This is a genomic window from Mycolicibacterium austroafricanum, assembly GCF_902705885.1.
Classification (GTDB): domain Bacteria; phylum Actinomycetota; class Actinomycetes; order Mycobacteriales; family Mycobacteriaceae; genus Mycobacterium; species Mycobacterium vanbaalenii_A.
On the sequence record NZ_CACSIP010000018.1, the window covers coordinates 61,255 to 86,495 of the forward strand.

29 protein-coding genes, 1 tRNA gene and 2 pseudogenes are annotated in these 25,241 nt (G+C 65.9%); 9 read left to right on the plus strand and 23 right to left on the minus strand.

Annotated features, from left to right (window positions below):
• Positions 1-93 precede the first annotated feature (93 nt).
• The 3 genes and pseudogenes from BEMPMBAN_RS13625 to BEMPMBAN_RS32615 all read left to right on the plus strand — a co-directional run bounded on the left by BEMPMBAN_RS13625 (position 94) and on the right by BEMPMBAN_RS32615 (position 3,867).
• Positions 94-2,718 (plus strand): DUF4236 domain-containing protein, encoded by a 2,625-nt coding sequence (locus BEMPMBAN_RS13625; protein ID WP_159230915.1) that lies wholly within the window; start codon positions 94-96, stop codon positions 2,716-2,718.
• A gap of 389 nt (positions 2,719-3,107) precedes the next feature.
• A pseudogene (locus BEMPMBAN_RS32610) lies at positions 3,108-3,224 on the plus strand (helix-turn-helix domain-containing protein); the annotation flags it as partial.
• A gap of 205 nt (positions 3,225-3,429) precedes the next feature.
• Positions 3,430-3,867: a tyrosine-type recombinase/integrase gene (locus tag BEMPMBAN_RS32615; protein ID WP_272952238.1), complete on the plus strand. Its 438-nt coding sequence runs from the start codon at positions 3,430-3,432 to the stop codon at positions 3,865-3,867.
• A gap of 427 nt (positions 3,868-4,294) precedes the next feature.
• Here BEMPMBAN_RS32615 and BEMPMBAN_RS13640 read toward each other — a convergent pair whose 3' ends face one another.
• From BEMPMBAN_RS13640 to BEMPMBAN_RS13675, 8 genes are all read right to left on the minus strand, one after another.
• The gene (locus BEMPMBAN_RS13640) at positions 4,295-4,660 is read right to left on the minus strand and encodes a hypothetical protein (RefSeq protein WP_159230916.1); all 366 of its coding nucleotides are present in this window, start codon (positions 4,658-4,660) and stop codon (positions 4,295-4,297) included.
• Entirely contained in the window at positions 4,657-4,968 is a 312-nt protein-coding gene (locus tag BEMPMBAN_RS13645) for a hypothetical protein (RefSeq protein WP_159230917.1), read from the minus strand. The genes BEMPMBAN_RS13640 and BEMPMBAN_RS13645 overlap by 4 nt, the downstream gene beginning before the upstream one ends.
• 2 nt (positions 4,969-4,970) lie before the next feature.
• The gene (locus BEMPMBAN_RS13650; RefSeq protein WP_159230918.1) at positions 4,971-6,125 is read right to left on the minus strand and encodes a phage major capsid protein; all 1,155 of its coding nucleotides are present in this window, start codon (positions 6,123-6,125) and stop codon (positions 4,971-4,973) included.
• 102 nt (positions 6,126-6,227) lie between these two features.
• Positions 6,228-6,458 carry a hypothetical protein gene (locus BEMPMBAN_RS13655; protein WP_159230919.1) on the minus strand — a complete coding sequence of 77 codons (231 nt, stop codon included), beginning with the start codon at positions 6,456-6,458 and terminating at the stop codon, positions 6,228-6,230.
• Between the two features lie 14 nt (positions 6,459-6,472).
• Positions 6,473-6,916, minus strand: a complete 444-nt coding sequence (locus BEMPMBAN_RS13660) for a hypothetical protein (RefSeq protein WP_159230920.1) — start codon at positions 6,914-6,916, stop codon at positions 6,473-6,475.
• The gene (locus BEMPMBAN_RS13665; RefSeq protein WP_159230921.1) at positions 6,913-7,095 is read right to left on the minus strand and encodes a hypothetical protein; all 183 of its coding nucleotides are present in this window, start codon (positions 7,093-7,095) and stop codon (positions 6,913-6,915) included. The genes BEMPMBAN_RS13660 and BEMPMBAN_RS13665 overlap by 4 nt, the downstream gene beginning before the upstream one ends.
• The gene (locus BEMPMBAN_RS13670; RefSeq protein WP_159230922.1) at positions 7,095-8,399 is read right to left on the minus strand and encodes a phage portal protein; all 1,305 of its coding nucleotides are present in this window, start codon (positions 8,397-8,399) and stop codon (positions 7,095-7,097) included. The genes BEMPMBAN_RS13665 and BEMPMBAN_RS13670 overlap by 1 nt, the downstream gene beginning before the upstream one ends.
• Positions 8,396-9,850 carry a terminase TerL endonuclease subunit gene (locus tag BEMPMBAN_RS13675; RefSeq protein ID WP_159230923.1) on the minus strand — a complete coding sequence of 485 codons (1,455 nt, stop codon included), beginning with the start codon at positions 9,848-9,850 and terminating at the stop codon, positions 8,396-8,398. The genes BEMPMBAN_RS13670 and BEMPMBAN_RS13675 overlap by 4 nt, the downstream gene beginning before the upstream one ends.
• 14 nt (positions 9,851-9,864) lie before the next feature.
• On the opposite strand from BEMPMBAN_RS13675, the gene BEMPMBAN_RS13680 reads away from it, so the two are divergent.
• Positions 9,865-10,131 carry a hypothetical protein gene (locus tag BEMPMBAN_RS13680; RefSeq protein ID WP_159230924.1) on the plus strand — a complete coding sequence of 89 codons (267 nt, stop codon included), beginning with the start codon at positions 9,865-9,867 and terminating at the stop codon, positions 10,129-10,131.
• A 388-nt stretch (positions 10,132-10,519) separates the two neighbouring features.
• Here BEMPMBAN_RS13680 and BEMPMBAN_RS13685 read toward each other — a convergent pair whose 3' ends face one another.
• From BEMPMBAN_RS13685 to BEMPMBAN_RS13710, 6 genes are read right to left on the minus strand one after another with little or no spacing between them, the layout of a single operon-like run.
• A complete protein-coding gene (locus BEMPMBAN_RS13685) occupies positions 10,520-10,858 on the minus strand; it encodes a hypothetical protein (RefSeq protein WP_159230925.1) in 339 nt (112 codons plus the stop codon).
• On the minus strand, positions 10,855-11,199 hold the full coding sequence (locus tag BEMPMBAN_RS13690) for a hypothetical protein (protein WP_159230926.1): 345 nt from the start codon (positions 11,197-11,199) through the stop codon (positions 10,855-10,857). Before BEMPMBAN_RS13690 ends, BEMPMBAN_RS13685 begins: the two co-directional genes overlap by 4 nt.
• Positions 11,196-11,381 carry a hypothetical protein gene (locus BEMPMBAN_RS13695; RefSeq protein ID WP_159230927.1) on the minus strand — a complete coding sequence of 62 codons (186 nt, stop codon included), beginning with the start codon at positions 11,379-11,381 and terminating at the stop codon, positions 11,196-11,198. The genes BEMPMBAN_RS13690 and BEMPMBAN_RS13695 overlap by 4 nt, the downstream gene beginning before the upstream one ends.
• Positions 11,378-12,502 (minus strand): AAA family ATPase, encoded by a 1,125-nt coding sequence (locus tag BEMPMBAN_RS13700; RefSeq protein ID WP_234897447.1) that lies wholly within the window; start codon positions 12,500-12,502, stop codon positions 11,378-11,380. The genes BEMPMBAN_RS13695 and BEMPMBAN_RS13700 overlap by 4 nt, the downstream gene beginning before the upstream one ends.
• Entirely contained in the window at positions 12,499-12,852 is a 354-nt protein-coding gene (locus BEMPMBAN_RS13705; protein WP_159230928.1) for a DUF1997 domain-containing protein, read from the minus strand. Before BEMPMBAN_RS13705 ends, BEMPMBAN_RS13700 begins: the two co-directional genes overlap by 4 nt.
• The gene (locus BEMPMBAN_RS13710; RefSeq protein ID WP_159230929.1) at positions 12,849-13,043 is read right to left on the minus strand and encodes a helix-turn-helix transcriptional regulator; all 195 of its coding nucleotides are present in this window, start codon (positions 13,041-13,043) and stop codon (positions 12,849-12,851) included. Before BEMPMBAN_RS13710 ends, BEMPMBAN_RS13705 begins: the two co-directional genes overlap by 4 nt.
• A 120-nt stretch (positions 13,044-13,163) precedes the next feature.
• Between BEMPMBAN_RS13710 and BEMPMBAN_RS13715 the strand changes: the two genes are divergently transcribed.
• The 3 genes from BEMPMBAN_RS13715 to BEMPMBAN_RS13725 are packed head-to-tail and all read left to right on the plus strand — an operon-like array spanning position 13,164 to position 15,231.
• A complete protein-coding gene (locus BEMPMBAN_RS13715; RefSeq protein WP_159230930.1) occupies positions 13,164-13,883 on the plus strand; it encodes a hypothetical protein in 720 nt (239 codons plus the stop codon).
• A complete protein-coding gene (locus tag BEMPMBAN_RS13720) occupies positions 13,880-15,019 on the plus strand; it encodes a tyrosine-type recombinase/integrase (protein WP_159230931.1) in 1,140 nt (379 codons plus the stop codon). The genes BEMPMBAN_RS13715 and BEMPMBAN_RS13720 overlap by 4 nt, the downstream gene beginning before the upstream one ends.
• Positions 15,020-15,030: 11 nt before the next feature.
• Positions 15,031-15,231 (plus strand): hypothetical protein, encoded by a 201-nt coding sequence (locus BEMPMBAN_RS13725; RefSeq protein ID WP_159230932.1) that lies wholly within the window; start codon positions 15,031-15,033, stop codon positions 15,229-15,231.
• A gap of 77 nt (positions 15,232-15,308) precedes the next feature.
• Here the strand turns inward: BEMPMBAN_RS13725 and BEMPMBAN_RS13730 are convergent.
• Positions 15,309-15,382: transfer RNA gene (locus BEMPMBAN_RS13730), tRNA-Pro, on the minus strand.
• A 105-nt stretch (positions 15,383-15,487) separates the two neighbouring features.
• Here BEMPMBAN_RS13730 and BEMPMBAN_RS13735 point away from each other — a divergent pair.
• Positions 15,488-16,971 (plus strand): annotated as a pseudogene (locus tag BEMPMBAN_RS13735) (cryptochrome/photolyase family protein).
• Here the strand turns inward: BEMPMBAN_RS13735 and BEMPMBAN_RS13740 are convergent.
• From BEMPMBAN_RS13740 to BEMPMBAN_RS13775, 8 genes are all read right to left on the minus strand, one after another.
• Complete coding sequence (locus BEMPMBAN_RS13740) at positions 16,951-17,877, minus strand: sulfite exporter TauE/SafE family protein (RefSeq protein ID WP_159230933.1); 927 nt, start codon at positions 17,875-17,877, stop codon at positions 16,951-16,953. The pseudogene BEMPMBAN_RS13735 and the gene BEMPMBAN_RS13740 overlap by 21 nt on opposite strands.
• Before the next feature lie 213 nt (positions 17,878-18,090).
• On the minus strand, positions 18,091-18,858 hold the full coding sequence (locus tag BEMPMBAN_RS13745) for a sulfite exporter TauE/SafE family protein (protein ID WP_159230958.1): 768 nt from the start codon (positions 18,856-18,858) through the stop codon (positions 18,091-18,093).
• 80 nt (positions 18,859-18,938) lie between these two features.
• Complete coding sequence (der, locus tag BEMPMBAN_RS13750) at positions 18,939-20,366, minus strand: ribosome biogenesis GTPase Der (protein WP_159230935.1); 1,428 nt, start codon at positions 20,364-20,366, stop codon at positions 18,939-18,941.
• Between the two features lie 19 nt (positions 20,367-20,385).
• Positions 20,386-21,072 carry a (d)CMP kinase gene (cmk, locus tag BEMPMBAN_RS13755; RefSeq protein WP_159230936.1) on the minus strand — a complete coding sequence of 229 codons (687 nt, stop codon included), beginning with the start codon at positions 21,070-21,072 and terminating at the stop codon, positions 20,386-20,388.
• Positions 21,069-21,812 (minus strand): pseudouridine synthase, encoded by a 744-nt coding sequence (locus tag BEMPMBAN_RS13760; protein WP_159230937.1) that lies wholly within the window; start codon positions 21,810-21,812, stop codon positions 21,069-21,071. Before BEMPMBAN_RS13760 ends, cmk begins: the two co-directional genes overlap by 4 nt.
• A 2-nt stretch (positions 21,813-21,814) precedes the next feature.
• Positions 21,815-22,570 (minus strand): SMC-Scp complex subunit ScpB, encoded by a 756-nt coding sequence (gene scpB, locus BEMPMBAN_RS13765; protein WP_159230938.1) that lies wholly within the window; start codon positions 22,568-22,570, stop codon positions 21,815-21,817.
• A gap of 9 nt (positions 22,571-22,579) precedes the next feature.
• Positions 22,580-23,410 carry a segregation/condensation protein A gene (locus BEMPMBAN_RS13770; RefSeq protein ID WP_200845971.1) on the minus strand — a complete coding sequence of 277 codons (831 nt, stop codon included), beginning with the start codon at positions 23,408-23,410 and terminating at the stop codon, positions 22,580-22,582.
• Positions 23,407-24,279, minus strand: a complete 873-nt coding sequence (locus BEMPMBAN_RS13775; protein ID WP_159230939.1) for a ParA family protein — start codon at positions 24,277-24,279, stop codon at positions 23,407-23,409. Before BEMPMBAN_RS13775 ends, BEMPMBAN_RS13770 begins: the two co-directional genes overlap by 4 nt.
• 202 nt (positions 24,280-24,481) lie before the next feature.
• On the opposite strand from BEMPMBAN_RS13775, the gene BEMPMBAN_RS13780 reads away from it, so the two are divergent.
• A complete protein-coding gene (locus tag BEMPMBAN_RS13780) occupies positions 24,482-25,234 on the plus strand; it encodes an O-methyltransferase (RefSeq protein WP_159230940.1) in 753 nt (250 codons plus the stop codon).
• Positions 25,235-25,241 lie beyond the last annotated feature (7 nt).

Below are 25,241 nucleotides of genomic sequence, written 5' to 3' on the forward strand. Positions count from 1 at the left end.
CGGGCAATGTCGTTCATTTCAGGCCGCGAATCGCGTTCGCTTGCCAAGCGTCTGTGGCACGATCCTCGCCGGGGTTAGTTGGAGGGGGATTCGGTGGGTTTCTACATCCGCAAGAGCCTGAGTGCTGGGCCGTTCCGGTTCAATCTCAGCAAGTCCGGCGTCGGTGTCAGCGTGGGCGTTCCAGGGTTCCGGGTGGGCACAGGTCCGCGCGGGAACTACGTGCACATGGGCCGTGGCGGCGTGTACTACCGTGCCACGCTCAACGGCAACACCACGCCGGCGACACAGCAATCTATGGAGTCGTACCCGGCGGCGGACCCGTTCCGGCCGAGTGGCGTGCTGATGGAAGATGTCAGCGGTGCCACAGCAATGGAACTCGCACCCACCGGCGGCGGGGACATTGTCGACCAACTCAATACCGCCGCCTCACGTACCGCGTGGGGCTGGTGGGTCTCCGGTGCCGCAGTGCTGCTCGGTCTACTCACGCTGCCGTGGGGACTCATCGTGTGGGCAGTGATGGCGCCGCTGTGCGTGTGGCTGGTGCTCAACGACCGCGCACGCAAGACGGTGGTGCTGTTCTACGACGTCGAAGACGAAACCTTCACCTGGTTCGACACGCTCGTGAAGACCTGGCCGTGGCTGAGCGGCTCACAGCGGTTGTGGCGGGTGCTGCAGTCGGGCGACGTGACGACGACCCATCAGTTCAAAACCAACTCCGGGGCCAGCCGGGTCCTCAGACGCGTAGCCGCCTCTTCCAATACCAACGGGCCCAAGGTGCTCTCGACGAACATCGCCGTCCCAGGGATCACCGCCGGCAAGGCCGCACTGCACTTTCTGCCCGACCGCGTTCTGGTCCAGGACGGCAATCGGTTCAGCGACATCGGCTACACCCACCTCCGGGTGTCCGCGGGCGACACCCAATTCATCGAGGACGGAGCCACGCCCGGTGACTCCGTACGGGTTGGCCAGACCTGGCAGTACGTCAACGTCAAGGGTGGCCCCGACCGCCGCTACAAGAACAACCGCGTGCTTCCCATCATGCGCTACGGCTCCATCGACTTCGCCAGTCCCCACGGCTTGCAGTGGCAGCTACAGACCTCCCGAGCCGACGCGCCCGCGCCGGTCAGACACGCCATCGTCACCGCCCCCGCACTCAAGCAAACAACGCCGCCTCAAGCACCGCAATCGCGCCGCCCAGCCACACGGAACCGGCCGATCGACTCCCGCTCACCGCAGCCGCATTCTTCGCATCCCCCCGAAGTCCAGCAGACCCAGGCTGCCGGCAAATCGGTATCGACAAGTGGGTTTATCTCCGCGAACCTGATCCGACAGCCAACCGCCCATCCAGCTAGTGCTGCGACGTTCACCGCGATCGATCTGGAAACGACCGGCCTGGATCCATCCAGCGACCAGATCGTGGAGATCGGGCTGGTCAAATTCAGTGCCGACGGCACGATCATCGATGAGTTCGCGACACTGGTGAACAGTCCCGGCTCCGACGCTGAAGCACGCGCCATTCACGGCATTGACGACGACGATCTGGTCGGAGCGCCCTCGATCACACAAGTGCTCGACGAAGCGTTGGCGTTCATTGCAGGGACCGTCCTCGTCGCGCATAACTGCGATTTCGAGCAACGGTTCCTCACGGCCGCCGCCCGCCGGGCAAACTTGGCGCTGCCAAACATCGTTACACTGTGCACCCTTGAAACCTCTCGGCGCCAATTGGAGGGCCGCGCTTTCAGCCTCACCGCGATGTACAAGACCGCCACCGGTGGCTGGTCGGACCAGAAGCACACCGCACTCGGTGATGCCCGCGCCGTGCGTGAGGTGCTGCTATGGCTGCTGCACAGCGCACCGCAGCCGCTCCATCTCACGCACGCGCCGCCACTCGGTGATGAACGCCCGTTCAGCGAGTGTCCCGTGAGCTGCCGGCCCGTACCGCTGACGCGGTGCTCAGTTGCCGAACTCCTCGACTCCTTCCCGCAGTCACCGAAACAGCGAGCCGGTGACCCCGTCCAGTCCGAACAGTACGTTGCGCTGCTAGCTGACGCCGTCGACGACGGACGACTCACCCACGCAGAAGCCGATGCCCTTACCCAACAGGCACGCCGCACCCGACTCACGGGCCCCCAGCTACGCGGCCTGCATCAGAAGGCCTGGGATGCAACCTATCCCGACGCCCACAACACTGATTGGCGAGCCCTGGCACTGGTGGAACGCCGCGAAATGTACCTGCTAGCCGACGCACTGGGGCTACCCGAACTGGCCGCACGCATCAACGACGTCATTCAGGAATGCGCCGAACCAGCGCCACCCGCCGAAGCCCGCTATCTGCGCGGACTGCGCATCGCCATCGTTGGAGACCACAGCGACAGCATTGAACTGCGCAAACATGCGGAGTCGTACGGCGCCAAGCTCGCCGTCAACATCACCAAGACCGTCAAGTGGATGGTCAGCACCACACCCGATGCCACAGATTCTCGACACACCACCGCCCGCAAGCTCGCCATACCGATCATCAGCCCGGCAGACGGATCAGCCCGGTTGGAAGAAGCCGTACGTGAAGCTGAACTCAAAGCCTACGAACGACAACGCGAAATCGACCGCCACGCCGCTCTACGCCAACAACGCGCCGACGAAGCCGACGCCTACTGGAGACCGTCCTGGCGCACCCAAGAGCTCGACCACGACCCAGGGCGAGAGCCCTGGGACGAGTAAGCTCGAGATTCGGCACACGTCGGCGAGCCCGAGAACTTGACTGCAAAGCTGCCGCGACCCCGCGAGCATAGGTCTCTGGAGCTTGCCAATCAAGCGCCTGACGCAGTGTCGCTGACTCCCGACGACCTTCTTTGCTGCTGCCTCAACAGCATCGCAGCGAAACTTGATCGCTCGTTGTCCGCACTTGTCGCCGATCCATCGAGACAAGCAGCGAATTCTGTTGATGCACAAAGATCTCCGATACCAATGTGCTGATCCCTGTGGACTAGTAGCTGCCCCTTCTCACGCGCTTCGATCAGTCGATAGGAGTTGCGCAACTCCAACGACTGCCAGAGCTGCAGCAGGCGCTCTGTAGTGCATCACACCGTGCAGCGAGGAGGTGAACAAGATTGCTCAATAACACATTTGACGAGCTTCCCCTTCTGCTGCTCGTCCCAACAGCAGCCAAGCCGCTTGGAATCAGTCGCTCTTCGGCCTACCGGCTCGCAGCTTCAGGCGAGCTCCCATCACGCCGCCTAGGTGGTCGCGTCTACATTGTGACCGCTGAACTGCGCCACCTCGTCGCGGCAGGAATGCACCGAGGTCGAACAGTTCCGTACCGCAGCACGGGGCGACAGACTCTTCGCCTGCCGGCTGCTGAGCTGATATGGCTTGCGCCCGTCCTAAGTCCTCGCGATCCGGTGGTCGGCCCTCGACGGCGACACGCTGTCGATCCGCCGCAGCCGCGTCGCGGTCGGCAAGGAATCCATCGAAGGCATGCCGAAGTCTCGGCGCAGCCTTCGGGATCTGCCACTGCCCTCCGAGTTGGCCACCGCACTGACCGAGCTCAAGGTGGTCCAGGAAGAGGAAGCGCAAGCGTTCGGCACCAAGTGGTCAGGGGACCGCCTGATCGCAGTCCGCGAGGACGGCTCTCCCATCCGCCACGAGTGGTACTCCGACCAATTCCAGCGTCTCCGTCAGGGCGCGGGTCTGCGCCGAATCCACCTCAAGGGTCTGCGCAACACCAGCGTCAGCCTGATGCTTGCGAGCGGTTTGCCGGTGCACGTCGTCGCGGCCTGGCACGGCCATGATCCGGCCGTCTCCCTGTCGATCTACTCCGACGCTCAGCGTGACGATCTGCGCGCGGCCGGCGCCGCGCTCTTCGGCTGACGCTTGGCCCACTGGAAGCCCCTTGGGACACTGCTAGCCCACTGGCCAAGATTTGCGCCAGACCGCTGAAACAAGAAACCCGCTCCGACACTGGTCAGAGCGGGTTTCCTTGCGTCGGGCTGACAGGAGCCGCCGGCGCGACCACCTCGTACCTCGGCGGGCGCTTCGGCTCCCGGCATCTTGTCCCCCGACCATGAAAAAACTCGCTCGGCTTCGCCGGCGAGTTTCTCTTCATGGTCGGGCTGACAGGATTTGAACCTGCGACCACTTGACCCCCAGGCATCGCACGTATGTTCGCCTGTGTTCGTCGGTGTCCCCTATCCCGTTGCACGCCAACAGAATACGCTGTCCACGGATACCGGCGAACATGAGCGAAAATGGGCGGAATTGAGGGCTGGTTTGGGTACGCGTTTGGGTACGGAACCGCCTACGCGATGGCCTTGGTGACCAGCTCCAGGTGGTGCAGCCGACCGCGCATCACATGCCGTTCGACGCCGCCGTCGATCCGCATCCCGGAGGAAACACCGAACGGGTCGCTGTGGTCGATGGGGTACGCGCCCCATCCGAGCCGCACGGTGTCGTCGTGCGGGCTGTCTGGGATGCTCGCCCCAGGTGCGAGGATGACGCGGTAGCGGATGCCCACGATGGCGCCGCTCGCCAACAGGTCGACCGAGTCCACGGCGAACACCTCACCCCGCACGGTGGTGTAGGTGGTGTCCAAGATCGGCGTGCCGTAGTCGTCGTACCCGGTCACCTCGACCACGGTCACCTCGATGCTGTCGTGGTAGATCACAGCGCCCGCTTGCGGTAGCGGTTGAGGACGAACGTCTCCGCGAGGCTGAAACCGTTGAACCCTGCCCGGATCTCCACTGAGCCGACTCGGGTGTGCAGCTGCTCGGGGTTGCCGACCATGCGCGCCGAGCCGGTGGTGATGACCGCGGCCAGTTCCCCGTTGGGTTCGTCGTCGGTGAATCCGCGGCCGCGGGTGTAGGCGCGCACCATTGCGGTGATGACGGGCACGACCTCCCCGGCCAGGGCGACGAGCGTGGTATCGCTGCCCTGCCCGAGGAAGTCGGCCACATCTTGGCCGGTGACTGCCATTGCTAGGCGCTCAGGACGATGACAGCCTCGGGATGCAGCAGACCCAAGTCATATCTAGTAGTAATGCGTACGCCTATCTGATCGAACTCGGCGTACCGCTCGGACAGGATCGTCACGCTCGGAGCCTCGTCGCGTGCAATGGCCACCTGAGAGACGTCGGCGAGGATCGCCTTGCCCACCGGCAACTTATTCGTCGGCCGGACGTTGATACCGAACAACCTGTAGGTCGGGCCGGCGGTGACGTCGGACTCGAGCAGGTACTTGCTGCTGTCGCCGGATTCCTTCAATTTTCTCAAAGCAATAAAATCGGTTCCGTTGATGAACCACTGGTTCGGGGTGACCTCGGCGGCCGATGCCAGCGCGATCGCGTCGAGCAGGCTGTCGGCGTCGGTGACGTCGAGTTCCCCGGTCTGCACGCCGGGCTGATTCACCAGGCCCGTGATGCCGTTGGCCGATTCACCCTCGGCGGTCGTGGCGATCGTGACCGGGGGTGTGGTGCCTCCGATCAGTTCGGATCCGTCAGCGGTGAGTTCGTCAACCGCTGTCGCCGCCAGCGACGAGGCGAACGTGACGGTGTACGGTCCGCCGGCAGATCCCGCCACGGTGACGTTGGTGCCGCCGATCGTTGACAGTGCCCGAAGGGCTGTCTGTACTCCAGCGGCGGCGTTGTCGTGATCCAGCGCCGTGGTCGTGGCGCCGCGGAACGTCAGGGTGAAGGTGCCGTCCGATGGTGCGCCGTTGAGCGTGACGGTCTGGACCTCGTTCGTGGCCTGTCCCTTGCCGACGAGGAGCGCGTCGTCGAGTTTGTCGGACACGACCTTGACGAGTCGGTTTTTCAGCGTGGCGTCGATGCCGATGACAGCCTGGCGGGCCAACTCTCGGCTGTACCGCTCGATGACCTTGATGCTCTTGCGGTCGGTCGGCATCAACACGCACTCGTCGAAATCCGTGCTGTGGTCGCTTGGGATCTCCTCGTTCTCACCGACGAACCCCACGGTGGACGACTTGGTGAGCTTCGGGATGCGGAGAACGCCTGCGGTGTCGAAGATCCGGGGGCCGGAGGACAGCACGACCGAGGCGGCTTCGAGGGGTTGTACGAGCAGCTGGGATACCTGATCGGCGAGCAGCTGCGGATTGGCGGCGGTGGATTCAACCATGGGAAGTCCTGACGATGGAAGGGGATTCGGATTCCTGCGTCGTCAGGACGCTGAAGGGGCCGGCCACCGGGACCGACCCCTTCAGTGTAAGCCACGCCCCCGCTATGGCTGAGACGACACTTTCAGCCCCTCCGGCATGTATCCCTCCGGCACGACGACCGCGAATGTTGGCTGACCATCGAACTGAAAGTGGACGTTGCGACCATCAGCGAGTTTGAGCCACACCTGCCCGTCCTGTTCCTCCGGGTAGTTGTTCAGGAAGTTGAAGACATCGGCAACCGAGTGGTCCTCGGCAAGGTCAAAGACTGAACCGTTGATATGCAATTGCAGCACTTGGCGTTCCCCTCCTACTGTGCTCGTTGCCGCAGGATCGCGGCGAGGTCGACGTTAGTCCGGGAAGGGGTGGCTCCCTGCCCGATTTCGCCGGTTGGCCGACGTGAGGCGAGGTGGGGCTTGCGGGCCAGTAGGTCGTCCACGGCAGCGGATAGCGCGTCAGGGTCGTCGAGGTGGGACTCGTCGAACGCCAGGTCGGTCGGGTCGGCGAGCTTGCCGGTGGCCCGAACCATCTCGGCGTGCAGCCTTTGGGCGTAGGTGTCGCCCTTGGTGGCCCGTTCCCGGTAGCCGGCGGACTCGCGGCGCAACCGTTCGACGTAGGACCGCGGGAAGGTCTCCGAGTCCTCGTCTTGGTCGGATTCGGAATCTGAGCTATCGGGGGTTGCATCTGGGATGTCCCCCTCGGGGATCTCGGTATCTTTCCCGGCGTCGGGAATGTTGTCGGTGGCTTCGGTCATGATGGTGTCCCTTCGTGGTTGTTCATATCGGCGACGGCGTCGGCGAGTTGGTTGGCGAGGTCCAGGGCCTCGGCGGCGTCCATCGTGAATACGAGTCCGCCGGTGCGCAGTCGGATGGGCCACTTCGCCTCCGGGGACACCATGATTTCCGGCTGGAGGTAGCGGGCGCTGAGTCTCATCACGCCACCTCGGGCATCGGTGCGGCGGGACGGGCGGCAGCGATTTCGTCGCGGTCGGCATCGGAGTACCCGAGTCGCTTCAGTGCGAAGTCGGCTGGCAACAAGCCCGCCGCGTAGAGCTTGGTGATCGCGTCTGCCTCCTCGGCCACAGAGCGCGTCGAGGCGTCGGCCCATTCCACCCTGACGTTGACGCTGAGCGGGTCGACCCCGTCGCGGACGGCCACGATCAGCCGTGCCACCTCTGCCCAGCTCTGGCCTAGTTGAGCCATCCGGGCCTCTGCCCTGGCGGTCAGCGCGGCCTCGCTGGCGCGGATGCTGTCGGCCGAGGTGGGGTTGTCGCCGCCGATGCCCAGCATGTGCTCGGGCAGCCCCGACACCGCCGAGATACTGCGCATGATGACGCCGATCGCGTTTTCGTAGCCTGCCAGATCAGCGCCGGGCAGCTGGCCGAACTTCGCATCCGGTGATTCAGCGATCAGTGCGCGGGAACCCTCGGGGATCGGCGAGGCTTCCGTCGTGACTGGTAGGCCCTCGCCGTCGAGGACTGGGTCGCCGTTGTCGTCGAGCACGGGCACCTCGACTAGCTCGACGCCCGTGGCGAATCGCCTTGGGCGAGCGCCCATTTCACTGGCCACCAGCATATCAGTTGTCAACTTCATGACCGCGTCACTGAGGTCGAGGACGTCAGCCATCTCCGAGACACCCTCGTCGAGTAGCCGCGCGGTGTTGGAGAACAGCACCAGCGGCGGGACACCCAACGGATTGGCCAGCCGCTCAACCACACTGAACCCCGCCGTCGTCGCGCCGGTCTGCTCGGCACGGTAGCGCACGATCTCATCAGGGCCGTAGACGATGGCGTGGGTTTGCTTGTCGTCCTCCCACTTTTTGAGCCCGTAGCGAATGCGGCGGGTGCCCGGGGCGACCAGCGCGGTCACCTGGTGGGCCGACTCGATCGACACCGTAGGCCGGCCAAGGCGGTCAGCCCAGACAATCGCGGCGGCGCAGCCGAGGGTCAACGCCTCTCGATGTGCTACCCGTGACGTCTGATCCAAGCAGAGTCTCGTCCACTCGTCCCAGATGTCGACGCCGCTGAAGCCGGTCACTCGGAGTCTTTCGCAGACCGAATCGACCAGCAGCCTAGGGATATTCACCGACACCTTGTGCAGCCGGTTGCCCAGCGCTTCGAGCGCGGCCGGCGCCAGGTAAGCCAACGGACTCTCACCGGCGTAGTGCTTGTCCAGAAGGTGATACCTCGCTGCGGGCGCATCGAGCTTCTGAAGCAGTTCTTGTAGTACATCATTCATGAGGCAAAACTCCAGCTTCTCTTTCGGTTTCGTTGTTGATGCCATGCCACCCGGTCGAACGCGACAATCGCGGCTACCGCGGCGTCGATCTTGCGCGGACTGCCGCGCTTGTCCTTACTGACGAGATCGCCCTGCGGCGTCGCCTTAGCGACGCAGTGAGCCAGATGGGCTGCCAGGCTCGGGTCCCCGTCGTGGGTCACCTGGCGGGTAACCACCGCTTGGTAGAGCCGGTCAGTAGCCGGTGCCATCCGCGCGGCGTGGGCGGTATTCCACTCCAGCACCCGCTTCTCGCCGTGACGCTGCGACCACGCCTCGATCTCCGAGCGCCACCCCCACGGGTCGCACGCCAACTCGGCCACGTCGTAGCGGGAAAACGCCAGATCGACCGCCGTATCGACCTCGTCACGGGGAACGCGCCACCGAGAGTCACCAGGGTTCTCCCAGATGCCCTCCAGCCAGAGGTAGCCATCCATCGTGCACCCCACCAGCGCTGTAGAGTCCCCAGACGCGCTTCCGTCGAAGGCCAGGACACACCGCTCACCCGCCCGCACCCGGCGGTCGGTCTTGCACATCTCCCACGACCCCCACGGCAGCCAGGCATCCACACCCGTCACCCATTGGCCCAACCGCAACTGCCGGAACACCGGCTCGCGGATCGTCTTACGCGCAGCCTCCAGCCCGTCTTCGGATAGGAACGGGTCACGGCATGCCAGGGCGGGATTGCCGACCCGCCACGCCTTGCGGTCATCGGCTGCGCAACCCTCCGGGGCGGCGTACTCCTTGAAGTAGAAACTCCGGTCATCGTCGCGGCGGCCATGTTCAACCAACCTCCACATCACCGAATCTGGCGAGCTGGCCGGCGTCGAGATCGCCAACGTCAGCGACTCCGGGCGCTTACCCGCCACCGACGTCACCGCCTCCCAGACGGCCTCGGTCACCACATGCAGCTCGTCGACCACCAAAAGCGCCGGATCGTGTCCATGCAGCGCACCGGGCTCAGCCGGGAGCGGCAACAGCGTGGCGTCATTCTCGGGCAGGTGCAGCCGGTCAGCGTAGATCTGCACCCGCTCAGCCAGGATCGGGTTGAGCTCAACCATGCGTTTCGCGTAGCGCATGGTGATGTTGGCCTGCCGCTGATCCGACGCCACCACCAACACCTCTGCCGATGGCGGGCCAACGAACATCTCAGCCAGCGCCAACGCCGCAGCCAGCATCGTCTTACCGTTGGCCCTCGGAATCGACACCAAAGCCGTGCGCCGACCCGGCGCGAAGGCACCCCTGATGATGTCCTGCTGAAACGAACGCAGCCGAAACGGCTCCCCGGCACCCTGACCACGCGGAGTGATCAGAAACTCGCTGATGAACCGCTCCCGACGCTTCGCACGACCCGCCGGCCAACCCGAGAAGTCCAGCGGGTCGGCCGTGACCGCACCCTTAGGCCCCGCCTTCATGGCAGGCTCCAGGGGTGGACAAGAACGACAACACGCGCAGAGCCATCGACGTGATGACAGAGTGGGCCACCGGGAACCCCGACGACACCGCGGCGTCCAATCAGCGAGTTCTGGCATACGTCACCGAGGCAGCTGACGAAGGCGGGGCTGACGGAGAGATGAAGCTGCTGTTCGGGCTGTTGAACCTCGCCGGGACACTGCTGGTGAGGCTTGAGGCGGAGACCGGCAAGTCCATGCAGTGGCACCTCCAAGACATCGCATTGAAGCTCGGCAGTAAGTGACGTCATCGCCCATTTCCCGGTGTGTAACTCAAACTTTGACTGGGCGGTCTGAGCAGGGACTTTGACCGGGGTACCCCGCCACCTCTGCCGTGTGAATGTTGTTGTAGCGCTTGGGGTTCCGGTCGGGCTTGACCGCGTGCGACGTTGCAGAGTCGACAGACGACCTGGGCGTCGATGCCGAGGCGGATGCGCTGTCCCTTGGCTTTGCGCTCCCATGCGCTGGGCAGGTGGTCGAGCTGGAGGTCCTCGACGCTGCCGCAGTCTGTGCACCAGCTCTGCATCCGGCGGGCCTTCTTACTCAGCGCATCCCACTTCGAGTCATATCCTCGGCATGATGTGCAGCGGCTGCGGGGGCTCGGCTGACCGCAGTCGAGGCAGGGCTTCGCGGTCACGCGACGTCTCCTCTGCTCATCGCGCGCTCCAGTTCGTCTTCGGTGATCTCGACGACGTAGGGGCTGGCGTGGAAGGCAAGCCACGTGCGGCGGACGGTAAGGATCACTTGATCGGGGTTGCCGGTGTGGATGTGCACGTGGTGTTCGCCGTACTGGCGGTGCAGGGGTGTGCGCTTGTTGAGGTCATCGAGGGCGGCGGTCACGGAGTCGGGGTCTACGTGCACGCCTTGTTGGGCGATGTTGTGCCCGATCTTCCATTCGAGGATCTCGTTGAGAAGGTGGCGTTCGGCGTCGGTGAGTGGGCGGCCGACTGGTGCGCTGTCGTCGTTGGTCACTGCTCGTCCTCTGTGATGTCGGTGCGACCCCACGCCACCCATTTGCCTTCGAGCGGGATGTACCGGTACTCGACGCGGTCGTGGATGAACGAGTCGCGGCGGTTGGCCTCGTTGAGGATCTGGAGGACTGCGCCAGGGTCGGGGGCTTTCTTGACCCCCGCCGCCCGTAGTTCCTTGCGTGCGGCCTTGAGGTGGTCGAGGTCGTCGCGGTCGAAGGCAACGATCATCGGCTTGTCTTCGTCGGGGCCTGCGATGGTGACGTAGGCGAGGCCCTCGTGCGGGGTGACTTGGTAGGCGTAGACGCTGCCGTCCACGGGCTCGATGGTGTTTTCGGTGGTCATTGGTTGTTCGCCTTTCGGTGGGTGTTGAACCACGGACAGGTGTCGTCGTGGCGGATTTGCAGGTAGTAGAAGCCGGTCACGGGTTCTGTCACCTCGGCCTCGCTGTCGCAGTCGGGGCAGTGCGCGTTGTCGGCGACCTCCCGAACGTCCTTCGGCAGTCGGCGGCGTTGGCCTCGGTTCATTGGCCGCCCTGCCCATCGGTGTCCGTTGTGTCCGTTGTGTCCGTTTGGGTGAGTTCGCCCTGGTCTGACTGACCTGTGGGTTCGTCCGAAACGGACACAACGGACACTGCGGACACGGGTGCGTAGATACCTCGTGTGCGTTTGTCGATGCGCCCGGCGTCGTGGAGTCGCCGCAGGTACCGGCCCGCCGTGTCGTTGTCGATGCCGAGGTGTCCCGCTAGGTCGGCCTGTCGTGTGCCGAGCGGTCGGCCGCTGACGAATGTCAAGGCGTCGAGACTGCGGTCCCCGAGGCTGTCGGTGTCTTTCCGCTTGCCCACTGTCGCGGCGGCGTCCATGAGATCCATGCCGTCGATCGACCACCGGCCGCCTTCGGTGGTGAAGGCGTACTCGTTCTCGTGGACGTCGCGGCCGGTGACTGCCAGGACGGCGTTCTGGGCGTGGCGTTTACGGGACAGCACCAGCACGAAGTCGGCAGACCCGGCGATGCCTTGGGTGCCTGATACCGCGTCGATGAAGTCGGCGGATTCGGCCTTGCGGGTGTGGTGCACCAGCAGTAGGCAGCCGCCGGGTACGTCGTCGATGCGTTGCTTTAGTGCCCCACCGATGCGATAGTCGGCGGCGTAGGAGTCCTCGTGGGATGCCTTGGGCGGCTTGACTTTTCCTAGGGTGTCGACGATGACCAGCGGGGCGTGGTCGCGGTGGCGGCGTAGGAACTCGTCGATGATGACCAGTGCCTCGTTCGAGGATGCGCGCGTGACTACCTCCAGCCCGTCCGGTAGCGGCTGGTCCTCCATGAGGGTGCGGAAGCGGTGCTGCAGACGGCGGTGCCCGTCCTCTAACGCCAAGTACAGCACGGGTCGCTTCTTCACGGGGATCTTGGCGAGTGCGCAGCCGCCGGCTGCGCATCCCAGTGCGACCCCGGCCACCATCCACGACTTGCCTGCCTTCGGAGGTGCCACCAATAGCCCCATGCCCTCGGGTAGGACGCCTTCGACGATCCATTCCAGCGGCGGGAACACCTGGGAGTCGAGCCAGGCGGCGGTGACCGAACGCTCGTCATACAGGGCTGCGACCTCGCGGGCCGCCTCCATCTGCCGCCAGGTGTCATCGTCGTCGGTCACGCCGCGATCTCCCAACGCTCGGCGAGCATCCGCACGAGCCGCTGATCGTCGCCTCCCCGGCGCCACATCGCGCGCATCTCGGGGATGCGCGGGGCTGCGGTCAGGCCGAGGAATCCCAGGTGGGCGATTGCGTCGCGGTATCCGTCGACCAGGCGTTCGGAGGGCTCGGGGTCGTTGTAGCGCTGCCAGGGGTCGCGATGACCGGAAGTGAGCGGTTCCATGCGCCAGCTCGCCGCGCGACGTCGGCGGAGCTGTCGGGAGGTCGGGTTATGCTCGTCGTAGTCCGCACCCATGGACTTGAGAGCCGCTTCGGTGTAGCCGCCGGGGCGGCCTTCTCGTCTGTAGGTCATGCTGTCGCCGCCTCGCTCAGCCGATCTACGTATGCCGCAAGGGATTCCGAGGTGATGAACCCGCGGCGGCCGATGTTGACCTTGACGATCTCGCCGCGCTTGATCAGGTCGTAGATGGTGGTGTGGCCGATGCCGCCGAGCACTTCGCGCGCTTCGGGTATTGGCACCAGCCGCCTGACTGTGCTGTCCATGTTGACCTCCGCACTAGTTCTGACGTTTCCGCTGGTGTTTCAGCGGCTATTGACAGAATGCAGAGTTAAGCGCAGAGTAACAACATTGCACTACCGAACCGCGATGGGAGGTTTCGCAGAATGCCGCAGCTCCACCGAATCGGCGATGGCCCTTCCAGAAGCTATGAGTTGGCCGATGGCCGTATGCGGTTTGTGATCTCGAATGACTTCCTGGCCTGCGGAATTCACGGCGAGCCGATGTTCGCCACCGACGGCGAGAAGCCAGGACGTATCGCTGGGCAGCTGCCCGACTCAGATGGGTCTCCGATAGCCGAGGGCGAGTGGAGTCCGTCAATCAGATTTCTGCCGGCCTGGGTCGAGTTCGACCTGTTCGGCCACAACGAACCGGATACGCATTTCAGGGTTGAGCTACGCGATGCAGTTCCGAGGCTGGTCGAGCTCAGCTTTCGTGCTGGTCCAGACCAGGGCGAAATTCGACAGAAACATCTGCGCGCAACCGAGCTGGCAAGCCTCGTCAACAGCATCTACAGGCACTGGATCTTTGAGGTCCGCGACGTATGGCGCGATGGACCAGACGGCATCGCCATACCTGCGATCGGCGAAGAACAGCACCGCGTGCTTCGCAACCTCATAGACGACATGCGTACGGGCCGGCGCTATGTGGATGCTCAATTACTGCGGGAAGTCGCGGACGTCTATCGCGCGAACTTCAATCACGCCCCAGCCGAGGCGGTTGCGCGTGCGTTCGGGGTGAAGCCGCGAATGGCCCACGAGTACATCAAGCGCGCCCGCGACCGTGGATTCCTACCGCCGACGACCCAAGGAAAGAAGAAGGCATGAGCAAGCGCGCCAATGGTGAGGGCAACGTGCGTCAGCGGCCGAGTGGACGCTGGGAAGGGCGGGTGTCGTACATCGACCCGGTGACCGAGAAGCGTACGTCGGCGTCGGTGTACGGGGCGACGGCTGCAGAGTGCCGCAAGGAATTGAAGAAAGTTCGTCGCCGCATCGAGGACGGCAAGCCCGCCAAGGACGCGCCCGACACGGTGGCGTCATGGCTGGAGCGGTGGCGTGAATCGTCGCTCGCAGCGTCAGACCGCAAAGCCACGACCAAGAGCCTGTACGGCTCGCTGTCGCGCAAGCACCTTGAGGCAACGGCTATCGGGGCGAAGCGGCTGGACCGGTTGAAGCCATCCGACGTCGAGGCGTTGATTGTCGAACTGCGCGGAAAGAAGCTGGCTGACTCGACCGTGCGCGGGGTCTATACGGTGCTGCGCCAGGCGCTCGACGTCGCGGTGCGGGACGGCCTGCTGGCGTCGAATCCGGTGGCCAAGGTGAAGCGCCCCGGCGTCGCGCGCACCGAGGCGAAGTACCTCGCCGCTGCCGACGTGGCACGGTTGCTCGACGCGGCGAAAGGTCTGCGCTACTACGTGGCCGTGATGCTTATGGCGGCAACCGGTCTGCGCCGAGGGGAGATCGCCGGTCTGTTGTGGTCGGACGTGGATCTCGACAAGGGCGAATTGACGGTGCGTCACACGCTGTCACGGGTGGATGGTGAGTTGGTACTGACCGAACCCAAGACTGACCGCTCGCGGCGGCGGGTGCCGCTGCACGCCGGGGTGGTGACCGCGCTCAAGGGCTGGCGGACACAGCAGCTCGAGGAACGGCTCGCGGCTGGCGACCAGTGGACCGATACCGGGGTGGTGTTCGCCACCGAACTTGGGACGATGCTGGAGCCGAGGAACGTGCTGCGCACCGTAGAACTGGCGGCGAAGAAGGCCAAGATCGAAGCCGTCGGCGCGCACACCATGCGACACAGCGCCGCGGTGGCCTGGCTGGAGTCGGGCGTACATATCAAGGCGGCTGCGGACCTACTCGGACATTCATCCATCAGCATCACCGGCGACCTGTACGGGCACACAAGCGACGACACGGCGCGGGCTGCGGTCGACGGCCTGGGCGCGGCTCTCGGACTCTAGGAGTAGGACTGATGAACTCATCCGACGATGCGCAACTCTGGCAGCTTCGCCGCGAGTTGGCCGACAAACTCGGCCAGTACCCGGTAGAGACGTGGCCGTCACCGCTGCTGGCGGCGGTCGTCGGCGTCCTCGACGTCTATAGCCTCTCTCAAGAGCCCAGCGTCCCGCCACCCGCCGACCCCGCCAAGCGGGTCAAGCTTCAGATCGTTTGAGCTGGTTTGGGTACACAGTTTGGGTACGGGCATGAAAAAGGCCCTTCCCGAAGTTCGGAAAGGGCCTCTGACCTGTGTCGGGCTGACAGGATTTGAACCTGCGACCACTTGACCCCCAGTCAAGTGCGCTACCAAGCTGCGCCACAGCCCGTGGTGCCGCCGGGATCGCCGGCGGGCGGTCGAAAGCCTACCTCAGGCCCTGACCCAGATCCCAACCGCCAGGCTGGTGTCGTGGCCCGCGCCTACCCTCGGGTTGATGAGCGACGACACTCCCCTGTGGCTGTTCGCCGACCAGCTCGGTCCGGCGGTCCACGGCGGCGAGCACGCCCACCGCGAGGTGCTGCTCGTCGAGGCCGCCTCCGCACTCACCAAGCGCCGCTACCACCGCCAGAAACTGCACCTTCGTCCTGTCGGCCCTGCGGCACGCTGACCAGGACCTGGGTGACCGTGCAACCCTCATCCAGGCCGATACCTACACCGACGCACTCAAACGGTTCAACCGACCGGTCCTCGTCCACGAACCCACCTCCCACGCCGCCGAGAAGTTCGTCCACCGGCTCCGCACGAACGGCCTCGTCGCCGACGTTCTGCCCACCCCGACATTCGCTCTCCCCCGCAAGGACTTTCGGGACTGGGCCGGTGACCGCTCGCGGTTCCGGATGGAGGACTTCTACCGAGACCAGCGGCGCCGATTCGATGTCTTGATGGAGGGCAAGGACCCCGTGGGCAACCGGTGGAACTACGACGAGGACAACCGCGAACCCCCACCGAAGAAACAGAAGACGCTCGACGTCCCCGCCCCGTACAAACCCCGCGAGGACGACATCGACGAGCAGGTCCGCAGTGATCTCGACCGGATGGACCTCGATACCGTGGGCGTCGACGGGCCCCGCCTGTTCGCCGTCACCCCCGCGGAGGCCAAGCGCGCGCTGACCCGCTTCATCGAGCACCGCCTGTCGGCATTCGGCCGCTACGAGGACGCCATCATGGGCGACGACTGGGCGATGTCGCACTCCCTGCTGTCGGTCCCGCTCAACCTCGGGGGTGCTGCATCCCCTCGACGCGGTCGAGGCGGCCGAACGCGCCTACCGGGAGAATCGGGCACCGCTGGCCGCTGTCGAAGGCTTCATCCGGCAGATCCTCGGCTGGCGCGAATACATGTGGCACCTGTACTGGCATTTCGGCCCGGAATACCCTGCCAACAACCAACTCTCGGCCCGCACGACGCTGCCGTCCTGGTGGGCCGACCTGGATGCCGACGCAGTGACCGCGCGGTGCCTGCGTGACGCCCTCGAAGGTGTCCGGGACCGCGGCTGGACCCACCACATCCAGCGGCTGATGGTGCTCGGCAGTCACGCGCTGCAGCGGGGTTACCGTCCCGACCAGCTCACCGAATGGTTCGCCACCGCCTATGTCGACGGGTTCCGGTGGGTGATGCCCACCAACGTCATCGGGATGAGTCAGCATGCCGACGGCGGCCTGCTGGCCACCAAGCCGTACACCTCCGCTGGCGCGTACATCAACAAGATGAGCGACCACTGCGGCGACTGTGACTTCGACCCCAAGAAACGCCTCGGCGAGGATGCGTGCCCCTTCACCGCTGGTTACTGGGCGTTCACCCACCGCCACCGCAACCTGCTGGCCCGCAACCACCGCACCCGCCGGGCCGTCTCGTCCATGGACCGACTCGGTGATCTCGAGGCCGTCATCGAGCAGGAATCAGCGCGTGATCGATTCTGAGTCGCTCTCCCCCGCGGCGACCTCGCCGGTCTCGGGAACGAACCGCGGTGCCCGAGACACCCGCCAGGCGTAGACGACCAGCGACACCCACACGACCACGATCACCGAGTAGATCACCGTCGACCACGGCCAGTGGATGTCGAAGAAGTGCACCAGCTTCTGGCTGTTGGTCAACACGATGACTCCACCCACGGCGCTGCCCAACAGCGCTGGGCTCACGCGGCTGACCAACCAGGCCGCGAACGGGGCGGCGATCACCCCGCCGACCATCAGGCCCACCACCACCGGCCAGTTCTGCAGGAACTCCTGCCGCAGCCCGATCAGGAACCCCAGCGAGGCCGCCACCGACACCAGGAACTCCGACGCGCTCACCGAGCCGATCACGGTCCTCGGGGCGGTCTTGCCCTGCGACAGCAACGTGCTCGTCGTCACCGGGCCCCAGCCGCCGCCACCGGAGGCGTCGATGAATCCGCCGAACAGGCCCAGCGGCGCCAGGAACTTCGTGCTGTGGCTGGTGCCCCGAGTCCCGAACGTCAGCGGGGTGCGCAGGGAGAAGCGCAACAGCACGTAGGTGCCGATCGCCACCAGGATCGCGGCCATCAGAGGGGCGGCATGCTCGGTCGCCAGCGACGACAGCACCGTCGCACCGACGAACGCGCCCACCGCTCCCGGTGCACCGAGTTTGGCGACCAGAACCCAGTCGATGTTCTTGAACTTCCAGTGCGACAACCCGGATGCGAACGTCGTGCCGACCTCGGCGAGGTGCACGGCGGCGCTGGCCTGCGCGGCGCCCACGCCCGAGAGCACCAACAACGTCGTGGCGGTGACACCGAACGCCATACCGAGTGCGCCGTCGACGAGCTGAGCTCCAGCGCCGACCAGCGTGAAGATGAGAAGCGAACGCATGGCTGCCTTCGAAGAAGGTGATCACCGCATGGTGACCGCAACGGACGGATGGGTGCGCGTCAGGGACGCGGACAACACCATTCGTCGAACGCCATCAACCTGCGGGACGGCCAGAACGGCTCGAGCGCGGACACGTCGGATGGTGACGGCGCGATCAGCACCCGTTCAGCCATCGACATTCCTCACTTGTGAGCTCACCAGACTTCGGACACATTACACGGTCAACAACCGGAACAGCCCAATCAATCCCACCACCACGATCACGACCCGCAGCACGGTCGGCGAGAGTCGCCGGCCGTAGTGGGCGCCGAGGAAACCGCCGACCAGGGACCCCACGGCGATCAGACCGGCCGCGGCCCAGCTGATCCGGTCGAACGCCACGACGGTGTAGGCCACCGCAGCCACGATGTTGACCAACAGTGACAGCAGGTTCTTGGCGGCGTTCATCCGCTGCATGTCCTCGGGCAGCAACGCTCCCATCGCGGCGATCAGCATGATGCCCTGGGCTGCGGTGAAGTAACCGCCGTACACACCGACGGCGAACGTCGCCGCCACCAGCGCGGTCATCCGCCCCACCGACACATGATCGACCGACCGTCCGGCGGCCTCGGCGCGCCTGCGCGCCCAGGCCTGGATCCGCGGGCCGACCACCACCAGCGCCAGCGCGGCGATCAACAGCACCGGGACGACCTGGATGAAGACCTTCTCCGGCAGGTGCAGCAGCAGCCACGCGCCAAACCCAGCCCCGACGATCGATGCCGGGATCTGCCAGACCAGCCGGCCGCGCTGTCCGCGCAACTCGCGGCGGTACCCCCACGTCCCGGACACCCCGCCGGCGACCAGGCCGACAGCGTTGGACATAGTGGCCGTCACCGGCGGATAGCCCAGCGCCACCAGCGTGGGGAAGGTGATCAGCGTGCCGGATCCGACGACGGCGTTGATCGCGCCGGCTCCCACGCCCGCCAGTGCGATCAGGATCATGTCGATGACGGGCACCCGGACAACCTACCGAGCGATCACGGCGTGCTCGGCGTCGCGGTACGCGACTGCGCACGCCGAAGTCAGCGGGTCCGGGTGCGGGCGCCTCTCTTCTCCCGGACCCTGACGTTGATCCGGATCGGGCTGCCCTCGAAACCGAACGTCTCCCGCAGCTTGCGTTCCAGGAAGCGCCGGTAACCCGCCTCGAGGAACCCGGTGGTGAACAACACGAACGTCGGCGGCCGCGCGGTGGCCTGGGTGGCGAACAGGATCCGTGGCTGCTTGCCGCCGCGCACCGGCGGCGGGGTGGCGGCGACGATCTCCTTGAAGAACGTGTTGAGAGGTCCGGTGGAGATGCGCGAATCCCACGAGGCCAGCGCGGTCTCCAGCGCCGGCACCAGTTTCTGCACCGCCCGGCCGGTCTTGGCCGAGATGTTCACCCGGGGCGCCCACTGCAGCTGCGCCAACTGCAGGTCGATCTCGCGGTCCAACAGGAACCGGCGGTCCTCGTCGACCAGGTCCCATTTGTTGAACGCCAGCACCAACGCCCGGCCGGCCTCGGTGACCATGGTCAGCACCCGCTGGTCCTGCTCGGTCAGCGGCTGTGAGGCGTCGATCAGCACGATCACCACCTCGGCGGAGTCGATCGCGCCGTGGGTCCGCACCGAGGCGTAGAACTCATGGCCGCTGGCCTGGCCGACCTTGCGGCGCAATCCCGCGGTGTCGACGAAACGCCACAGCTTGCCGTCCATCTCGATCAACGAGTCGACCGGGTCCACCGTGGTGCCCGCGACGTCGTGCACCACCGACCGCTCGTCGCCGGACAGCCGGTTGAGCAGCGAGGACTTGCCGACGTTCGGTTTGCCGACCAAAGCCACCCGCCGGGGGCCGCCGCCACCGCCGCCGACCTCGGAGACGGTGGGCAACGCCGCGACGACGACGTCCAACAGGTCGGCGACCCCCCGGCCGTGCATCGCGCTGACCGAGTGCGGCTCCCCCAGCCCCAACGACCACAGCGCGGCCGCATCGGCTTCGCCGCGGTCGGTGTCGACCTTGTTGGCGGCCAAGAAGACCGGCTTGCCGGAACGCTGCAGCAACTTGGCGGCGGCTTCGTCGGCCGCGGTGGCCCCGACGATGGAATCGACGACCAGGATGATCGCGTCGGCGGTGCGCATCGCCACCGAGGCTTGATCGGCGACCAGCTGCTGCAGACCCTTCGCGTCGGGCTCCCAGCCGCCGGTGTCCTGAACCACGAATCGCTGCCCGGACCACAGGGCGTCGTAAGACACCCGGTCGCGGGTCACGCCGGGAACGTCCTGCACCACTGCTTCGCGACGCCCCAGGATCCGGTTGACCAGCGTGGACTTGCCCACGTTGGGCCGGCCGACGACGGCCACCACCGGCGGCGGTGCGGCCGCCTCCTCGATAGCCTCGGCGACCTCCTCGGCGCCCAGCTCCCAGTCGCTTTCGTCTGCCCAGGTGTCGTCGGATCCGTCGCTCACTTGTGCCATCTTCTCTTCGCGCAGGCGCTCATCGCGCAACCCCGGCTTTCTCGTGGATGAGCTCTGTCAGATGAGCGATCACCTCGGCTTGATTCATGTCGCTGGTGTCGACGACGAGCGCATCCTCAGCCGCCCGCAGCGGCGACACCGCGCGCGAGCTGTCCAGGTGGTCGCGCCGCTTGACGTCGGCGAGCACCCGCTCGTAGTCGTCGGGCAACCCGGCGGCGGCGTTCTGGTCGTTGCGGCGCCGGGCCCGTTCCTCCGGTGAGGCGGTCAGGAAGATCTTCACGTCGGCATCGGGGAGTACGACGGTGCCAATGTCGCGTCCCTCGACCACCACGTTGTCAGGCCCCTGCGCCAGCGTGCGCTGCAGTGCGACCAACCGGGTGCGCACCGCGGGCACCGCCGAGATCGCCGACACCGCCTTGGTCACGGCGTCACCGCGGATCTCTGCCGAGACGTCCTCGCCCGCCAGATACGAGCGGTCCTGGCCCGGGTCGTGGCCGACCGCCAACTCGATGCCGTCGGCGGCCTCCGCGATCGCCGCTGCGTCTCCGAGGTCGATGCCGCTACGCAGCACGGCGAGCGTGACGATCCGGTACATGGCGCCGGTGTCCAGATACCTGGCGTGCAGTGACTGCGCCAAACCTCTTGCCACCGAGGACTTTCCGGTTCCGGCCGGTCCGTCGATCGCTATCACCAGTGCACGGCTCACAGGCCCACCGCCTTGTACAGTTCGCCGATCTCCTTCTGCGTCAACACCCGGATGCTGCCCGGACGCTGGTCCCCGAGTGTCACCGGGCCGATGTCGGTGCGGACCAGTTCCAGCACCGGGTAACCCACTTTGGCCAGCAGTCGGCGCACGATGCGCTTGCGGCCCTCGTGCAACGTCACCCGCACCAGCGACTTGCCCGGTACCGCGTCGACCACCGCAAAGTCGTCGACCCGCACCGGCCCGTCGTCCAGCTCGATCCCGTCGCGCAGCTTGCGGCCCAGCCCGCGCGTCACCATGCCGGTGACGGTCGCGAGGTACGTCTTGGGCACCTCGTACGACGGGTGCATCAGCCGGTGCGCGAGCTCCCCTTCGTTGGTCAGCAACAGCAGCCCTTCGGTGTCGGCGTCCAAGCGGCCGACGTGGAACAGCTTCTTGTTGCCCCGGACCCGGTGTTCCACCAAATCGCCGACGCAGGGGCGCCCACGGTCATCGGACATCGTGGAGTGCATGCCCACCGGCTTGTTGATGGCCAGGTGCACCAGCGTGTCGTCGAGGGTGATCCGGACGCCGTCGACCCGGATCACCGACACACTCGGATCAACCCGGGTGCCCATCTCGGTGACCACCACGTCGTCCACCTCGACCCGACCGTCCCGGATCATCCGTTCGGCGACCCGGCGGGAGGCAATTCCGGCCTGGGACAACACTTTCTGGAGACGCACACCGTCGTCGTCGGTCATCATCACTCCCGGTCCACGTCGAAGGAAACCGCCGCCCCGGGGGTGGGAGCGCCGTTGAGCTTCATGAAACGTGGTTCGTCACTGAGGTTTTCGCTGAGGTCGTCGATCACGTCGACGTCTGGCAGCAGCGGTGCGATATCGGGAAGGTCGGCCAGCGAAGTGAGCCCGAGCCGTTCCAGGAACAGTTCTGTCGTTGCGAAGGTGACGGCACCGGAATCGGTGTCGGTGCCGGCCTCGGTGATCAGCCCACGGGCCAGCAGCGTGCGCATCACCGCATCGACGTTGACCCCCCGTACCGCGCTCACCCGGGCCCGGGTCACCGGTTGCCGGTAGGCGACCACGGCCAACGTCTCCAGCGCCGCGCGGGTCAGCTTCGAGCGGGTGCCGTCGAGCAGCAGCCGCTCGACGTACGGCGCGAACTTCGCGCGGGTGTACATCCGCCATCCCCCGCCGGCTTCGCGCAGTTCGATGCCGCTGTCACGGGCGGTGAGCTCGGCGGCCATCGAGTGCAGCGTGTCGGCGACCCGGGAGGCGGGCTGATCGGTGGCGGTGGCCAGCGCGTCGACGGCGACCGGGGTGTCGACGACGAGCAGCAGCGCCTCGAGCACCGAACCGAGTTCGGTGTCGTCCAGTTCGGAGTCGTTGAGTTCGGAGTCGTTGAGTTCGGAGTCGTTGAGTTCGGTGTCGTTCGGTTCGGCGTCGTCGTGTTCGGTGTCAAGCGTGTGCTCGGCCGTAGGATCTGAGGTTTCGTTAGCCATCTGTCTTGTCTATTCCGCGTCCGCGGTCGCCAGTTGTGGGCTGCTCGGTTGCTCGCCTGTCCACGAAATCTGGAGCACACCAAGCGGTTCTGACTGGTCGAATGCTACCGCCCTGGCTCGGTACAGTTCGAGCAGCGCCAGGAACCGGCCGACGATCTCCATCGGCATCTCGCAGTCAGCTACCAGGTCGGAGAACGACGCCCACTCGCCGACGCCCCGCCTCTGCAGCAGCGACATCAGGTTGGCTGCCTGCTCGGGCACCGAAACCGATACCTGATGCAGGTGGTCGGTGCCCACGGTCGGCACCGGCCGCGGAGTGAACGCCGCGGCTGCGATCTGCGCGAACCGGTCGGCGTCGACCCCGAGCATCACCTCGGGCAGCAGGTCTTCGTACCGCTCCTCCAATGCCACTGCCCGCGGATAACTGCGCAGTGCGGCGGCCTCCAACTCGGCGAACATCACCGCGACGTGCTTGAACGCCCGGTACTGCAGCAACCTGGCGAACAACAGGTCACGCACCTCGAGCAGCGCCAGGTCCTCTTCGTCGTGGACTTCGCCGGCCGGCAGCAACCGCGCCGCCTTGAGATCCAACAGGGTGGCCGCGACCACCAGGAACGACGTCGTCTCGTCGAGCCCGAGCGTCGGGCCGATCGCCTTGGTGTAGGCGATGAACTCATCGGTGACCTGGTGCAGCGCCACTTCGGTGACATCGAGCCGGTGGCCGAAGATCAGCTGCAGCAGCAAGTCGAACGGACCCTCGAAGTTGCTCAGCCGGACCTGGAAGCCGGTCGGGGCGGACCCTGGATCCTCGGTCTGTTCGGTGGACAGCGTCTCGCTCACCCGCCGAACCGGTCGATGACCTCACGCGCCAGCGCTCGATACGCTTCGGCACCAGCCGATTTCGGCGCCCAGGTGGTGATGGGTTCGCCGGCGACGCTGGTCTCCGGGAAGCGCACGGTGCGGGTGATGACCGTGTCGAAGACCAGATCACCGAACCGCTCCACCACCCGGGCCATCACCTCGCGGGAGTTCACGGTGCGGGGGTCGTAGCGGGTGATCAGGATCCCGCTGATCGACAGCTTCGGGTTGAGCCGGTCGTGCACCTTTTCCACGGTGTCGGTCAGCAGGGCCAGACCGCGCAGCGAGAAATACTCACACTCGGTGGGGATGATCACCCCGTCGCTGCAGGCCAGGCCGTTGACGGTGAGCAGCCCCAGCGACGGCTGACAGTCGATCAGCACGTAGTCGTAGCGGTCCAGCACCGGATACAACGCGCGAGCCAGCGACTGCTCGCGGCCCACCTCGTTGACCAGCTGGATCTCGGCCGCTGACAGGTCGATGTTGCTGGGTACCAGGTCCAGCCCGGGAACCCGGGTGCTCAGCAGCACCTGGTCGATCGACACCCGCGGCTCCACCAGCAGGTTGTGCACGGTGTTGTCGAGCTCGTAGTGCGGCACCCCGAGCCCTGCCGACAGAGCGCCCTGCGGGTCGAGATCGACCAGCAGCACCCGCCGGCCGTACTCGGCGAGGGCGGCGCCCAGGTTGATCGTGGAGGTGGTCTTGCCGACACCACCCTTCTGGTTGCACATCGCCACGACCTTGGCCGGTCCGTGGGTGCTGCGCGGTGTGGGCTCCGGCGTCGGCCGCGGCAACCGGCCGGTCAGGCCCGGTGTCGGCTCGGCGGCCGCGCCGTCCGCGTCGTCGGTCATACCGGACCTTGGCTGGTCAGGCAACGCAGCGGCTTGGCGGACATCCGGGCAAGTTTAACGGTGAGCTTCCTGCAGATGAGGCAGACCCGCAGGCAATCTGCAGGCTTACCGTGCCCAGTGTGCAGCCAGATCGGAAAATCGGCGGAAAAGTCGTCCTGAATACCCACTCGGCGACGGCGCGACGGCTGCCTAGGCTGATGTCATGAGCCTCACCCGACGGTTGCCTTTCCTGCGGTGGTCGACGTGGCGCCTCGCGCTGGGGATGCCGTCGTTCCTGCGCACAGGCCAGATCGGCGATGGCCGAGAGGCCGCCTGCGCCGACTACGTGCAGACCCACGCCGGTCGCGGCGACGTCGACGACGTCCTGGCCACGATCGACCGGTTCGCCTACGAGAAGGCGATGCTGGTCAACATCGGCGACGAGAAGGGTCGGCTGCTCGACGCCGCCGTGCGCCGCGCTTCGGCGAGCCTGGTGCTCGAACTCGGCACCTACTGCGGCTACAGCGCACTGCGCATCGCCCGGGCCGCACCGTCGGCGCGGATCTGTTCGGTCGAGTTCTCTGCCGCCAACGCCGAAGTGGCACGGCGCATCTGGTCGCACGCGGGTGTCGCCGATCGGGTCAGCTGCGTGGTCGGCACGCTCGGGGACGGTGGCCGCACTCTCGACAGTCTGGCCTCCGATCACGGGTTCACACCGGGCGGTCTGGATCTGCTGTTCATCGATCACGACAAACGTGCCTACCTGTCGGACCTGCGCAGCGTGCTCGATCGCGGATGGCTGCACCGGGGATCGATCGTGGTCGCCGACAACGTCGGGCTACCCGGTGCGCCCAAGTACCGTTCCTACATGCGCGAACACCAGGGCACGCTGTGGAACACCGTCGAGCACAAGACCCACCTCGAATACCAGTCCCTGATGCCCGACCTGGTGCTCGAGNCGGAGTATCTGGGCTGAGCGCAGC

Coding starts and splice junctions, on each gene's coding strand:
- BEMPMBAN_RS13645 (WP_159230917.1), bottom strand. CDS start 4,968: ATGGCAGTCACCGGCCAAGATGTGGCCGACTTCCTCGGGCAGGGCAGC.
- BEMPMBAN_RS13650 (WP_159230918.1), bottom strand. CDS start 6,125: ATGGTTGAATCCACCGCCGCCAATCCGCAGCTGCTCGCCGATCAGGTA.
- BEMPMBAN_RS13660 (WP_159230920.1), bottom strand. CDS start 6,916: ATGACCGAAGCCACCGACAACATTCCCGACGCCGGGAAAGATACCGAG.
- BEMPMBAN_RS13665 (WP_159230921.1), bottom strand. CDS start 7,095: ATGAGACTCAGCGCCCGCTACCTCCAGCCGGAAATCATGGTGTCCCCG.
- BEMPMBAN_RS13670 (WP_159230922.1), bottom strand. CDS start 8,399: ATGAATGATGTACTACAAGAACTGCTTCAGAAGCTCGATGCGCCCGCA.
- BEMPMBAN_RS13675 (WP_159230923.1), bottom strand. CDS start 9,850: ATGAAGGCGGGGCCTAAGGGTGCGGTCACGGCCGACCCGCTGGACTTC.
- BEMPMBAN_RS13690 (WP_159230926.1), bottom strand. CDS start 11,199: ATGACCACCGAAAACACCATCGAGCCCGTGGACGGCAGCGTCTACGCC.
- BEMPMBAN_RS13695 (WP_159230927.1), bottom strand. CDS start 11,381: ATGAACCGAGGCCAACGCCGCCGACTGCCGAAGGACGTTCGGGAGGTC.
- BEMPMBAN_RS13705 (WP_159230928.1), bottom strand. CDS start 12,852: ATGACCTACAGACGAGAAGGCCGCCCCGGCGGCTACACCGAAGCGGCT.
- BEMPMBAN_RS13710 (WP_159230929.1), bottom strand. CDS start 13,043: ATGGACAGCACAGTCAGGCGGCTGGTGCCAATACCCGAAGCGCGCGAA.
- BEMPMBAN_RS13715 (WP_159230930.1), top strand. CDS start 13,164: ATGCCGCAGCTCCACCGAATCGGCGATGGCCCTTCCAGAAGCTATGAG.
- BEMPMBAN_RS13720 (WP_159230931.1), top strand. CDS start 13,880: ATGAGCAAGCGCGCCAATGGTGAGGGCAACGTGCGTCAGCGGCCGAGT.
- BEMPMBAN_RS13725 (WP_159230932.1), top strand. CDS start 15,031: ATGAACTCATCCGACGATGCGCAACTCTGGCAGCTTCGCCGCGAGTTG.
- BEMPMBAN_RS13740 (WP_159230933.1), bottom strand. CDS start 17,877: ATGCGTTCGCTTCTCATCTTCACGCTGGTCGGCGCTGGAGCTCAGCTC.
- BEMPMBAN_RS13745 (WP_159230958.1), bottom strand. CDS start 18,858: ATGATCCTGATCGCACTGGCGGGCGTGGGAGCCGGCGCGATCAACGCC.
- der (WP_159230935.1), bottom strand. CDS start 20,366: ATGGCACAAGTGAGCGACGGATCCGACGACACCTGGGCAGACGAAAGC.
- BEMPMBAN_RS13760 (WP_159230937.1), bottom strand. CDS start 21,812: ATGACCGACGACGACGGTGTGCGTCTCCAGAAAGTGTTGTCCCAGGCC.
- scpB (WP_159230938.1), bottom strand. CDS start 22,570: ATGGCTAACGAAACCTCAGATCCTACGGCCGAGCACACGCTTGACACC.
- BEMPMBAN_RS13775 (WP_159230939.1), bottom strand. CDS start 24,279: ATGACCGACGACGCGGACGGCGCGGCCGCCGAGCCGACACCGGGCCTG.